The sequence below is a fragment of the Pseudomonas sp. SORGH_AS_0199 genome (genome assembly GCF_031453735.1).
GTDB classification, from domain to species: Bacteria; Pseudomonadota; Gammaproteobacteria; order Pseudomonadales; family Pseudomonadaceae; genus Chryseomonas; species Chryseomonas aestiva.
In genome coordinates, this window is the sequence record NZ_JAVJAE010000001.1 from 3787384 (window position 1) to 3799473 (window position 12090).

11 protein-coding genes and 1 pseudogene are annotated in these 12090 nt (G+C 65.3%); 6 read left to right on the top strand and 6 right to left on the bottom strand.

All coding sequences use genetic code 11. The features are described 5' to 3' along the window. The 3 genes from QE444_RS17715 to QE444_RS17725 form a co-directional block, all read right to left on the bottom strand. Positions 1–3045 (bottom strand): autotransporter domain-containing protein, encoded by a 3045-nt coding sequence (locus QE444_RS17715; protein WP_405046478.1) that lies wholly within the window; start codon positions 3043–3045, stop codon positions 1–3. Between the two features lie 216 nt (positions 3046–3261). After that, positions 3262–3792: a GNAT family N-acetyltransferase gene (locus tag QE444_RS17720; protein WP_309740393.1), complete on the bottom strand. Its 531-nt coding sequence runs from the start codon at positions 3790–3792 to the stop codon at positions 3262–3264. A 51-nt stretch (positions 3793–3843) separates the two neighbouring features. After that, complete coding sequence (locus tag QE444_RS17725; RefSeq protein WP_309740394.1) at positions 3844–4086, bottom strand: DUF1654 domain-containing protein; 243 nt, start codon at positions 4084–4086, stop codon at positions 3844–3846. A 509-nt stretch (positions 4087–4595) separates the two neighbouring features. Here QE444_RS17725 and QE444_RS23675 point away from each other — a divergent pair. From QE444_RS23675 to QE444_RS17735, 3 genes and pseudogenes are all read left to right on the top strand, one after another. After that, positions 4596–5573 (top strand): annotated as a pseudogene (locus tag QE444_RS23675) (methyl-accepting chemotaxis protein); the annotation flags it as partial. Beyond that, a complete protein-coding gene (locus QE444_RS23680) occupies positions 5568–6431 on the top strand; it encodes a methyl-accepting chemotaxis protein (protein ID WP_405046479.1) in 864 nt (287 codons plus the stop codon). The pseudogene QE444_RS23675 and the gene QE444_RS23680, both read left to right, overlap by 6 nt. Before the next feature lie 185 nt (positions 6432–6616). Beyond that, positions 6617–8608: a bifunctional diguanylate cyclase/phosphodiesterase gene (locus tag QE444_RS17735; RefSeq protein ID WP_187979759.1), complete on the top strand. Its 1992-nt coding sequence runs from the start codon at positions 6617–6619 to the stop codon at positions 8606–8608. A 67-nt stretch (positions 8609–8675) separates the two neighbouring features. Here QE444_RS17735 and QE444_RS17740 read toward each other — a convergent pair whose 3' ends face one another. The 3 genes from QE444_RS17740 to QE444_RS17750 all read right to left on the bottom strand — a co-directional run bounded on the left by QE444_RS17740 (position 8676) and on the right by QE444_RS17750 (position 10209). Then, positions 8676–8810 carry a hypothetical protein gene (locus QE444_RS17740; RefSeq protein ID WP_263258912.1) on the bottom strand — a complete coding sequence of 45 codons (135 nt, stop codon included), beginning with the start codon at positions 8808–8810 and terminating at the stop codon, positions 8676–8678. A 352-nt stretch (positions 8811–9162) separates the two neighbouring features. Further along, complete coding sequence (locus QE444_RS17745) at positions 9163–9633, bottom strand: hypothetical protein (RefSeq protein ID WP_309740400.1); 471 nt, start codon at positions 9631–9633, stop codon at positions 9163–9165. A gap of 183 nt (positions 9634–9816) precedes the next feature. Beyond that, positions 9817–10209 carry a RidA family protein gene (locus QE444_RS17750; protein ID WP_187979762.1) on the bottom strand — a complete coding sequence of 131 codons (393 nt, stop codon included), beginning with the start codon at positions 10207–10209 and terminating at the stop codon, positions 9817–9819. A gap of 357 nt (positions 10210–10566) precedes the next feature. On the opposite strand from QE444_RS17750, the gene QE444_RS17755 reads away from it, so the two are divergent. From QE444_RS17755 to QE444_RS17765, 3 genes are all read left to right on the top strand, one after another. Then, entirely contained in the window at positions 10567–11070 is a 504-nt protein-coding gene (locus tag QE444_RS17755) for an MCP four helix bundle domain-containing protein (protein ID WP_309740403.1), read from the top strand. Beyond that, positions 11058–11270, top strand: a complete 213-nt coding sequence (locus QE444_RS17760) for a hypothetical protein (protein ID WP_309740404.1) — start codon at positions 11058–11060, stop codon at positions 11268–11270. The genes QE444_RS17755 and QE444_RS17760 overlap by 13 nt, the downstream gene beginning before the upstream one ends. Positions 11271–11340: 70 nt before the next feature. Further along, on the top strand, positions 11341–11802 hold the full coding sequence (locus tag QE444_RS17765; RefSeq protein WP_309740406.1) for a thermonuclease family protein: 462 nt from the start codon (positions 11341–11343) through the stop codon (positions 11800–11802). The last annotated feature ends 288 nt before the right edge of the window (positions 11803–12090 follow it).

The window sequence follows — 12090 nt, forward strand, 5'->3', positions numbered from 1 at the left end:
TCAGAAGCGCCAGCTGAGCCGGGCGTTGAGGTCCTGGTCCTTGGTATGGCTGCTCAGCTGACCCTCATAGCCCAATCCGAGCGACACCGTCTCGCTCAGCGCCAGGTCCAGGGCGCCACGCACCACCGCCGCGTCCCGCGCAATGGGTGCCCCCACCAGCTTGAAGTCCGGGCCACCGGCAAAGGCCGACTCGTGCTCGGGGGTGGTGTCGCCAAAGGCATGGCGCCAGCCCAGGGTTGCGCTCGGCACCACCTTCAGCCCACCGAGTGGCTTGGCCGCCAGGCGCAGGCCCAGGGTGCTGAAGGTCGCATCGGTGGTTTGCCGCCGACTGTCCAGCTCCAGCGCACCGCTGCGCTCGCGAAAGGCATCGGTCTGCAGATGCACCCGGGCCAGATTGGCGAAGGGCTCCAGACTCAGGCCGCCCTGCTCGATCCGATAGGCCAGTTCGCCGAATGCCTGGCTGGTACCGGCATCGTAGTCCGGCGCCAGGCGCTGGTCGTTACCGAGGATCGCCAGGTTGCGCCGCGCTTCCACCGAGTGCCAACTGTGGGCCAGGCCCAGCTTGAGGCTGAGGGCGTCCCACTGCTGGCCAGCATAGAGGCCCAGGTGGTAGTCGGTGCTGTCCGCCGAACCGGACTCGCCGCGCAGGTCGAGATCGGTGTGACCGAAGCCCACCAACCCGCCGACGCGCCAACCGCTGTCCAGGGGTACGTCGCTGCCGATCAGCAGGCCACGGCTGTGGCTGTCCAGGCTGCTGGCGTCGTGACTGCCGTCGTTGCGACCCCAGGCGCCAAGGGCCTGGGTCCAGACCAGACCGCGCTCGCGACTGCCGGCCAACCCCTGGATGCCGGAGCCGGACGGCAGCTCGTCCTGGGCGTCGCTCAGGCGATCGCTCATGGCATTGCGTACCAGCCGGCTGTTTTCCACCAGTACGGTCTTGGTCGAGGCGTGCAGCTCGTTGCCCAGGCTCTGGAAGGTGCTCCGGGCGCCGGCGGCGTTGGTCGCGGCCACCTGATTCCACAAGGCATTGCCGGCACCGGCGTTATCCAGGCCCATTGCGGCGGCGCGGGCGTTGCGGCCCTCGGCCAGCTCGGCGAAGGCCACGCCATTGCGCGCCAGGCTCAGGGTCGCCTGGTTGGCGCCATAGCTCAGGGTCGGGGTGAGGAAGGCGAAGTCGGACTGGATCTGGCCGAAGCGGCCGCTCAGGCCATTGCCCGCGCTCAGCAGCTGATAGCTGCCCAGCGGCTGCCAGGAGGGGCTGGAAACCAGCGCCAGGGTGGCGCCGTCGACGGTGATGCTGCCACTGGCCACCAGGCGATCGGCGCGGCCGCTGGCATCGGTCTCGACCTGATAGATCGAGCCCTGGTCGAGGACGGCGTTGCCGTTGACGTTGAGTTTCCCCACCGAGTTGCCGGGCGCGAGGATGCCGCCCTCGGCCACGCGCAGGCTGGCGAGACTGCCGGTGCCGCCAAGGATGGCGCCCGTGTTGACGGTGACCGCCGAATTACCGAGGTTGCCGTTGATGGCCAGGCGACCCCGGTTGACGCGGGTGGTACCGGAAAAGTCGCTGTTGCCGGTCAGGCTCAGGGAGCCGCCCCCGGTCTTCACCAGGCTGCCGCTGCCGTGCAGGTTGTTGACCAGGCTGCTGTTGACCGACTGATCCAGCACCAGGGTGGCATTGTCGGTGATGTCGCCGCTGCCGAAGGCCTGGGCATGGCCACGCAGGGTGCCGCCATTGATCACCGTCCCGCCGCTGTAGGTGTTGACGCCGCTGAGGGTGAGTTCGCCGCTGCCGTTCTTGGTCAGGCTGCCGCTGCCAGCGATGTTGTTGCGCCAGGCGTCGCGGGCGTTGAAGCCACCCTGGCTGGCCTCCATGTTGACGCTGACATTGCCGGTGAAGGCCGCGTAGCCGTCGGCCGCGGCCATCAGGTTGAGGCGACCGTAGCCGTTGGATTCGTCGATGACCACATAGCCGGAAGACAGCTCGGTGCTGGCCAGGATGTCGCGGCGCTGACTGGCGGTGAGATAGGGAAAGCGCGTCTCCAGCAGGACCTCGGCGTTGATCGGCACCACCGGCGCCAGGTTGGTCGGACCGACGGGAGCGAAGCCGTAGGTCATACGGGCGGTGTACAGCGCCTTGTCCTGGGCGTGCTGGGACTGCTGGTCCGTGGCCGGATCGATGCCGTCCACGCAGGTGTTGATGTCGCCGCCGCACTGCTGGGCGAAGTAGGCCTGGGCCTGGGCGAAGGCATCGCTGCGCAGCTGGACGTTGTTGCTCAGGTTGTCGATGGCGAAATAGGTGGCGGTGATGCGGCCACCGATCACGTCCAGCGGCGAGTGCATCCCGGCGACGATGCGGTTGTTGCCCAGCTCCGAGGCGCGGAAGAGTTCTTCACCCAGGCGCTGGGGTACGGCGTAGCCGAAGCCCATGGCTGCCAGGTAGGCCGCGTTGGTATGGCCGCTGGGAAAGCCGCCGTCGCTCTGCGGCGTGGTGCTGAGCGCCGGGCGCAACGACAGCGGCACGATGTCCACGCTGGCTTGCCGCCAGGGCCGCGGATACTGGTAGGCGTTCTTCGCCGGAGTGGTGGAGGCATCGTTGCGGATCGCCTGGACCAGTTGCACCACCTTGCCCAGTTGCGCGTTGGCGTCGCCGGCACCGTTGCCGTTGTCGTTGTACTTGGTGGTCTGGGTGGAGGCGTCGAACACCGGGATGGTGGTGAAGGCGCCGGAGCCGGCCAGGTAGCCATTGGCCAGGGAACCCAGGCCGCTGATCAGGCTGTAGCTCTGGTCACGGCGGTCGTCGTAGTAGGCCGCTATCTCCTGGGCCTGGGTGCGGGCTTTCGCGAGGTCGACCACGTATTGGATATTGCGCTGCAGGATGGGCGCCCCGAAGGCGGTGGGCGTGCCGGTGTTCCAGGTGGCGCCGGGGGTCCAGAGCCTGTTGTAGCCTGACAGCAGGTCGACGCCATTGATGGCGTTATTGCCCGAACGGCTGGCCGCCTGCACCGAAAGCGCCAACAGCGAGGCCGCGAACGCGACCGTCAACACCGCGGGTTTATTACCTGAACGTTTCACCAGCTCTTCTCCTTGGCCCTGTGGATACAACTTGTTACAAGCTGTCTTGGGGCGGCGAGCCTAGAGCGGTGATGTGACGGTGTGGCGGCGATTTGGAGGCAGTTTCACGACATCCCATGACCCTCGGGACCGCGATCCGGCGCCCGGCCGGGAAAGGATCGCGGTGTGGTGGATGGCAGGGACGCGCTAGCCGCGGTGCAACCTGTCCAGATCACACCAGAGGTGCAGCTTGGTAAGCAAGCCATCCCCCACGGCGATCGCCAGCGGCTCGCTGCCGAAGAGGTTAAAGCCCGCCTGCCGGTACAGCGCCAGCGCGGCATCATTACCCTCGGTCACCGTGAGCTGAACGACCCTGAGCCCGGGCAACCCCTGCGCATGGGTCAGGAGTTCGTCCAGCAGGCCCTTGGCGATTCCCAGACGCCGGTAACGATCAGGGACGTACAGCCCGAACAGGGTCGCCTTGTGCCGGACCTTTTCCCGCGTCTCGCGGCCAAGACCGACAACGCCCAGCAGCTCCGCGCCCCGGATTGCGCCCCAAACGCACTCTTGTGCCTGGTCATCCTCTTGCAGCCGACGCTCCCACCAGTCGAGCGGCAGCGCTGCCCGCTCCTCGGGGCTGGAGGTGAAGGCTTCCGGATGTCGGGCATAGGCGTCCAGCATCAGTTGCCGGTAGACGGGGGCCCAGGCAGGCCCCAGGCGCTGGATATTCATGGTCAACCTCCTTCCAGCGACAAGCCGCTTGCGAAGCCTGCGCTCTGTCATGACCGCTCAGAAATCGTCGTAGCTGACCTTCCAGAACAGGTCGATGCTGCCGTCATCGCGATGGGCCACGATCAGGCCTTCGGTCTCGCCAAAGGCTTCAAGCAACAATTCCCAGTCCTCGCTGCTCGCTTCCAGGCGCTCCACATGCGCGTGCTTGTCGATGACCCCGCGCGCGTTGTTCACCAGCCGCGACACCCGCATCGTCAGGCGATCATAGGAGGTCAGCTGGGATGGCTGGCTCTGGGCCATGGGCGCGGGCTCCATAACTGTTCTTTTATACAGTAGTTCTCGACCGAGGCGATTGGCAAGTCGCCCGGCTCCCTGATCCGCCGGCAGCCCCTGGAGGTCTACGCCGGAGGACCCTTTTTGCCCAGTGTCCGCCCGCGAGGAAACCCGGGTTCCCCATGATGGCGACACGCCGTCCATCCAGGAATAGCCACCAGCCATCTCTGGAAAAGGTGTGACATGGATCACTTTCTCTTGGCTAGGGTCAGACCCATCCACAACGCTCAGGGCGCTCTTGATGCGCGCCGCGCCCCCCGCGAGCAGCGACTGACGGCACCTCCATGGCGTCAGGTATTCAGAGCCCGTCCAAGGGCTTAAAGCTATCGCGATAACAAATCACCGTTAATCCGGCTGAGGTGCTTCCACCCGGCCCTCCTCTCCAGGTAGTCCACATGCAGCACAATGGCTGGAATTTCCTCAGCAACATCAGCGTCCGGGCCAAGCTGGCACTCGGCTTCTCCCTGCTCATCGGCATGATCCTGCTGGTGGCCTACACCGGATGGCAGGCTACCGACGCCCTGCGCGATCGGAGCGAAAGAATCGGCGACATCTCCGGATTCAGCACCCTGGCGCGCGATATGCGCATCGAGCGACTCGTCTACATCGTCAAGGCCGACGAGGCCCAGGCGGCCAAATGGCTGGCCGCGCTCGACAAGCTCGAAGCCCAACTGCAGAGCATCATTCCCAACTTCAACTCGAAGGCCAACGAGGCTTTGCTGAGCGAAGCCCAGGCCGCACTCAAGCGCTATCGGGACTTCTACACCCAGGTAGTGACGGCCACGCGGGAGCGTGCGACCGTCCAGCAGGCGGCGACCGCCACGGCGGAAGCGGCCAACACCTATCTGCTGGCCCTGGCCACGGCGGCCAATGCCCAGGAAGGGCGAGTCGAAGACCGTCAGCAGGTAGCGGCCCTCTTCATCGACCTGCAGCGGATGCGCATTGCCCTGCGTAGCTATGCCACCACGCCCACCAAGGACAACGAGGCCGCTGCCCATGGCGCCCTGGACGGTATCCAGGCAAAGGTCAAACAACTCGCTACGACCAGCACCTTGCCGACCGAGGCGTTGCAGAAGCTTGGCAGCGAACTCGACGGCTACCAGCAGCGCCTGCAACAGCTGATCACCACCCAGGCCCAGGTGGACCAGGGTCAGGCCGGTATCACTACCACCATCACCACGCTGCTGTCGGTCGCCGACAAGCTCACCGCGATCCAGAAGGAATTCCAGCTGACGGATGTGAGCGGTGCACGCCAGCTGCTGCTGGTGTGGCTGACCATCGCGATCGCTCTGGGCCTCCTGGGCGCCTGGCTGATCACCCGCTCCATCGTCCGCCCGCTGAAGGACACCGTTCTCCTGGCACAGACGGTCGCCAACGGCGACTTCACCCGTCAGCTGGAGGTGACCCGCAAGGATGAACTGGGCGCGCTGCAGATCAGCATGCAGCAGATGACCACCACCCTCCGCGGACTCATCGGCGAAGTGAAGGATGGCGTCGTCCAGGTCGCCAGTGCCGCCGAGCAGCTGTCGGCGGTGACCGAGCAGACCAGTGCCGGGGTGCAATCCCAGAAGGTCGAGACCGATCAGATCGCCACCGCGATGCAGGAAATGACGGCGACCACCCACGAAGTGGCGCGCAACGCCGGGGCCGCCGCGCGCTCGGCGCTGGAGGCCAGTCAGCAGGCCCAGCAGGGAGACCAGGCCGTCAACAAGGCCGTCGCCCAGATCGAACTGCTGGCCGGCGAAATGGCGTCGACCAAGATCGCCATGGCCGCACTGCGCGATCATGCCGACAGCATCGGTGGCGTGCTCGACGTGATCAAGGCGGTTTCCGAGCAGACCAATCTGCTAGCGCTCAATGCCGCCATTGAAGCCGCCCGCGCCGGCGAGGCGGGACGCGGCTTCGCCGTGGTCGCCGACGAGGTCCGCGGCCTGGCGCAGCGCACCCGCTCCTCGACGGACGAGATCGCCCAGCTCATCACCGGTCTGCACCAGAGCACCGAGCGCATGGCGGCGGTGCTCGACCATAACGTGCAGTTGACCGACAGCAGCGTCGGCCTGTCGCGCGAAGCGGGCGAGCTGCTCAAGCGCATCACCCGCTCGGTCAAGGACATCGAGTCGATGAACGAGCAGATCGCCTGCGCCGCGGAGCAGCAGGGCACGGCGGGTGAAGAAATCAGCCGCAGCGTGACCAACGTCCGCGACATCTCCGAGCAGACCGCCGCCGCCAGCGAGGAGACCGCCTCCTCGAGCACGGAGCTGGCGCGCATCGGTGTCCGGCTGCAGGAAATGACCCGCCGCTTCCAGGTCTGAGAACAGCCCGAGCCCCTGCCGCAGCAGCCTGCGGCAGGGGCTCGCACCGTCAGGTTCTCCAACTCAACCGCCGGTCATTTCGGCTGAATCCTTGCGCCAGCGGCCAGTCACTAGGTGCCACCATATTGATATTATCAATGTCACTTATCGCACATTGATATCTCTTCTGTCAGTCCAGGTCACACATGAAAACCTCACCAGAGCTGGGTCGGCTTGTCGATCAGACGCTTGCTGTGCCGGTCGGGCCCTTTGCCTTCGTCTCGGTGCTGGAGCGCCTGTTTCAGCTGGATATCCACAAGCAGCGCACGCGGCACCTCACTCGCTGCCTGCTGATCGGCACCCTGAGCTACGACAGCTTTCTGATCTGGTGGTGGCTCCTGCTGCAAGACGCCCTGCCCTGGGCGGCCGCCCAGATGCTGGGGATCGCCACCCCCTTCGCGCTGCTGGTCGTGGTGCTGCTGCAGGTGGTGCCGACACGTTGGCGCGAAACCCTGGCCTCGCTGCCGTTCTATGTCGGCCTGGTGGTGGTCTACAACATGGTGATCAACGGCCCACCGGGCAGGGAGATGAATCAGACACTGTTCATCTTCACCTGGCCGCTGATGCTGGCCTTCGTCAACACCTGCATGAAGAGTCCGCTGCTGCCGGCCCTGCTGTTCAACGGCTTCGCCCTGTCGGTGATCGCCCTTGCCGTCCATGAAGCGCCGGTGTCACCGATCGTCGGCGGGCTGATGATGACCAACGCCATCGTGATGGCGTTCTTTTCGCTATTGGCCAGTTACTGGCTCAACGTCGAAGGGCGCCGCTCCTACCTCTACAAGCTGCGCGAAGAAGTCCGCCTGGCGTCTCTCAATTCGGCCAATCAGGATCTGCAGATCCTTTCGGAAACCGACTCCCTCACCGGGCTGGCCAATCGTCGTCAGCTCCGCCCGCTCCTCGAAGACTTCTGGCAACGCCGCCTGGCCGGAGAGCAAGGCGCCGTGCTACTGATCGACGTGGATCACTTCAAGCGCTACAACGACTACTACGGCCACCTCGCCGGAGATGACTGCCTGCGCTCCGTGGCCAAGGCCCTGGCGGTCGGGCTGGGCCCGGGTGACAGGATCGGTCGCTATGGTGGCGAGGAGTTCGTCGTCCTCCTGGACCGGGTCGGCCCGGCCGAGGCGCTGGACGTGGCGGAGGCCATCCTGGAACGCGTTCGCGACCTGCAGATCCCGCACCAGGGGCGTCAGGACGACAAGACCCGGGTCACCGTCAGCATCGGCATCGCCCGCAGTGGCCTGGCCGGTCTGAGCAGCGCCGACGACCTGCTGGACTGTGCCGACCGCGCGCTCTATCGCGCCAAGCGCGAGGGCCGGGACCGGGTCTTCGAAGGGGGCGTCGATGCCATCCTGGGCGCACCGCTCGACCATGCCGCGCTGCTCACCCCGGAGGATGTCCGCAAGGGACTCGCGAGCAACGAATTCCTGCTGCACTATCAACCCATCTATCGCGTCGAGCCCCGGCAGGTGACGGGTTACGAAGCGCTGCTGCGCTGGCAGCATCCGACCCTGGGCATGGTCTCGCCGGAGGTTTTCATCCCGCTCGCGGAACAGGGCAATTTCATCATCGCCCTGGGCGAGTGGGTGGTGAAGGAGGCCTGTCTCGCGGCCAGTCAGTGGCCTCCACACCTGAGCATCTCCATCAACCTGTCGCCGCTGCAATTCGCCGATCCCATCCTGCATGAGCGGGTATCCGCGGCCCTCAGGCTCTCGCGCCTGGCGCCCAACCGCCTGGTCCTGGAGGTCACCGAAGGGGTGGAATTGGTCATAGATACCAAGACCCGCCAGTCCTTCGCCCTGCTCCAGCTGCTGGGCATCCGCATGGCCCTGGACGACTTCGGCAGCGGCTTTGCCGGCCTCGGCCCCATCCTCGAACTGCCCTTCCAGCTGATCAAGCTCGATCGCCGGATCCTGGCGATCGAGGACGAGGAACAGCGTGGCCAGGTCCTGACCTCCCTGTTGCTGCTGGGCAAGGCGATGAAACTCGAGGTGCTCTGCGAAGGCGTGGAAACCCCTGAACAACTGGCGCAGTTGCAGCAGCTGGGCGTCCGGCTCGCCCAGGGGTATCTGCTGGGCAGACCCGCGGCGGCTCCGAGCGGTCAGGAATTCCAGCTCACGGCGTCGCTGGAAGCCTGACGCCTAGCGCTAAACGACTTCCGGCGCCCTGCCGGGGGCCGGCAGCGATGCCCTGTCTACGGTTCGTCTAGAAGATCGCCAGGCTATCCAGCACCGCCGTGCAGAGCGCGCTTCCATAGGTGACCACGCCTAGCGGTACCCCTACCGCAGCGCCCAAGATCAGGGCGCAGACCAGCAGCGCCACCAGCGGTATCCCGAACACGGGCTGCACCAGGAAACGGCCGCCGCTGTTATCCCCTGCAACTTTTGCCTTGGACGTCTCTGCCGGGTTGGCGGCTTCGGACCGGGCGCGGGTGGGCTGCCCGGGCGGCTGACGTCCTGGCCTGGCCTTGCCTTCCATCTCGATCAGATCGGCGATATCGGCGAGGGTCCCGCTGTTGCGGGTGATCTGCTCATGAGCAGCGCGGAGGGAATCAGGCTTGGCCGTGCGGCCTGCACCGCGAGGAGGTCTTCGTGAGGCGGTCATAGTGCAAGAAACGGCGGAGAAGGTGCTTAGGATGACACAGTCTGAGGTTAAGGCTATTAACCTTAGCCCTATATATGGCTAATTGCCACTATTTCTCGAGTGCCTGCCTGAGCAGCGGAACGCTGACCTCCTCCCCCGCTTCGAGCGCCGCCAACGCCAGGCGGGTGGCTTCGCGGCGCTCTTCCAGGGAGTAGTCCTCCGCGCCCTCGTCCGGCAGCTCCAGTTGTTGTTCAAGTGCATTGAAGGAATGCCATTCGGCATCCTCCGCCACAGGGCGGGCCAGGCTGTCCTGCGCGGGGACAGACCCTGGTTCATCCGCTTCAACCGGCTGAACGGACTCGCTCGTGCCCGACCCGGGCAGGAAGTCATGTGCAGCGCCCTGCTGGATATACAGCGGGACCGCCGCTTCGGCGGCCTGCCCCGTAGCGGTCAGCGCAGCCGGGGTACGCGCGAGTTCGAGCCTGGGCACTACCCCGGCCTGGTACAGCGCCAACAGGCGGGCATCGACGTAGCCCAGCAAGAGATAGCCCGCCGAGGTTTCGCTGCCATCTTTATTCATCACAGTGCTTCCTGAATGGGTTGGAACGATCGCCTCCGGGATTCGCGGAGGCGAATGAAGGACCGCTCCCCTGACTATCCGATCCTGAGCGCTGCAGCCCTTCAGCTGTTTCCGCAACCCGGACGCTGAGCAAGCGTTCTGCACAGGCAGCGCCATCAGGCCGAACAGCCGGGGGCGGCAGGTCTATCGCTGCACGGCGATGCACTTGATTTCCGCGAGGAGTCCGGCACGGGCCAGTTCGGCGACGCCAATGCAGGTCCAGGCGCACATCGCTCTGGGAAAGACCGCATCCTTCACGCGCCTGAAGACCGGCATGTGCCTATGCAGGTCGACGTGGAAAGTCGTCAACTCCACCACGTCCTCGAACGTACAGCCACCCGCTGCCAAGACAGTGCGAAGATTGTCCCAGGCCGCCCGGAATTGCTGCTCGGGATCCTGGATAACCTCCAGCTCCGGCGTACGGCCCACCTGCCCTGCGCAATAGAGCGTTTTGCCGACCTTCACGGCCGGTACATAACCCGCACGTTCGACAAGCAGTCTCATGCTGTCGGGGATGATCAACTGGCGGTCTGTCATTGTCTTCGCGTCCACGGTCGTAGAAAAGGCAAACTAACAGCAGCAGTGCTCCGAGGCCTGGCCGCGCTTTTCCGGGGCTGCCCCGGACGCCTGACCTCGCGGGCTCCGCCCCGATCCTCCGGGGATGCCGAGGGCAGCCTTGATCCGGTCTCGGCCAGGACGACATCGCTCGCACCAACGCTCAGCAGACGGCCGTTACTCATGGCGGAAGTCCGTATCGATCGCATGAGCGTCTGCTTCAATTCAAGCGGTCACGACTTCGAAAAAAAGGCCGAAACCCGCGTCCTTGAAGGCATCCGCTCAAGTTATCGGGGCCATTGCCGTTATGTTCATCACACCCCCAACCGGTACATGGATATGACCCTTCGCGCGTTCAACATCGCCACCCGCAGCCTGTTGTGTTTCGGTCTACTCGCCGCGTTGGTAGCCGGCCTGGGTATTTTCGGCATCACCCAGATGGCGCAGATCAGGGGCCAGAGCCTGGTGATCGAAAACAACAGCGTTCCGAGCATCGTGGAGGCCGACAACCTCGCCCTGCAACTGGCCCGTACCCGCATCGAGGTGCTGCGCCTGCTGGCCATTCCTGACGCCTCGACCGTTGCCAATACCCGCAAGAAGATCGACAGCATCAGCGGCGAGGTCGCGGAGGCCTTCGGCCGCTATGCCAAGTTGGTCAGCTCCGATCGTGAACGCCAGGCCTTCGAGAGCCTGCGCCAGGTCCACCGGGACTACCTCAATAACGTCAACCAGCTGGCCGACCTGGTCGTCGCCGGCAAGGTGGAAGAAGGCCGGGCCCTGGTGCAGTCGGGCATGGCCCAGCTGGGCGCCAGGATGAGAGCACCGAGGCCTTGCGCAAGGTGAACCAGGAGGGCGTCAAGGCCGCCGCCGAAAATGCGGGTGTCACCTACAGCAACTCCAAGACGATCACCTGGCTGTCCATCGGCCTCGCGCTGGGACTGACCCTCCTGCTCGCCTGGCGCATGACGGTCATCTGCGCCGCCGCTACGCTCCCGCGTCGCCGTCACTGGCAGTACGGAAACGCGGCAGCGCCCGCCCGGTGATACCGGCCCTCCCTCTCTTACAACGGATCTGAGACCTCATATGCTTCGGCAGCTAGCAGTAGCCCTTGCGTTGACCCTCCCTACCCTCTCCTTTGCCGAAACGATCGACTGCCGCGTGGTGGGCGTGCACGACGGCGACACCCCGACGTGCCTCGCCACCGCCAAGCAGCAGATCAAGGTCCGGCTTGCGGAAATCGACACCCCGGAGAGCAAACGGCCCTACGGCAACCGCGCCCAGCAATCCTTGGCGGCCATGGTCTTTTCGAAGGCTGTCCGCCTGAACGTCCAGGACACTGACCGATACGGCCGTCGGGTGGCCCGTGTGTACCAGGGCGATACGGACGTGAATGCCGAACAGGTGCGCCAGGGCGCCGCGTGGGTCTATCGTCAATACCTGAAGGATCGATCGCTGCCGGACCTGGAAGCGCAGGCCAAGGTGCAGAAGCGTGGCCTGTGGACGCTACCGGAAGCGGAGCAGGTACCGCCGTGGGAGTGGCGCCGCGCCGCGCGTGATCAGCGTCAAGACGGGTAAGCTAAAGAGGGCGAGCCGCCGGCCGCAGTACTGCCGAAGCGACCAACGTCCTTTTCTCAATTTGGCGGATCGGAGGGCACCAGCGCCGCGGAATCCTTCAACTGCACACCGCTGAAGGCCTGTAGGCAGATGACGAGCTGTGCGGAGACTAAGTATCAGCTGCAGCACTGTGACAACAGCCGGATCGATGGCGACCACGACGGGGCGCCGTGAGAAGCCATCTGCCGGTAGTCAATGACTAGCGGGCCCGGATCGGGCCTTGCCGGATGCTTCGCGGTATGGGCGGCA

What these genes read in the sequence shown, in the direction of transcription:
- QE444_RS17750 (WP_187979762.1), bottom strand. Translation starts at nt 10,209, where the DNA reads ATGACAGACCGCCAGTTGATCATCCCCGACAGCATGAGACTGCTTGTC.
- QE444_RS23680 (WP_405046479.1), top strand. Translation starts at nt 5,568, where the DNA reads ATGACCACCACCCTCCGCGGACTCATCGGCGAAGTGAAGGATGGCGTC.
- QE444_RS17735 (WP_187979759.1), top strand. Translation starts at nt 6,617, where the DNA reads ATGAAAACCTCACCAGAGCTGGGTCGGCTTGTCGATCAGACGCTTGCT.
- QE444_RS17725 (WP_309740394.1), bottom strand. Translation starts at nt 4,086, where the DNA reads ATGGCCCAGAGCCAGCCATCCCAGCTGACCTCCTATGATCGCCTGACG.
- QE444_RS17745 (WP_309740400.1), bottom strand. Translation starts at nt 9,633, where the DNA reads ATGAATAAAGATGGCAGCGAAACCTCGGCGGGCTATCTCTTGCTGGGC.
- QE444_RS17755 (WP_309740403.1), top strand. Translation starts at nt 10,567, where the DNA reads ATGACCCTTCGCGCGTTCAACATCGCCACCCGCAGCCTGTTGTGTTTC.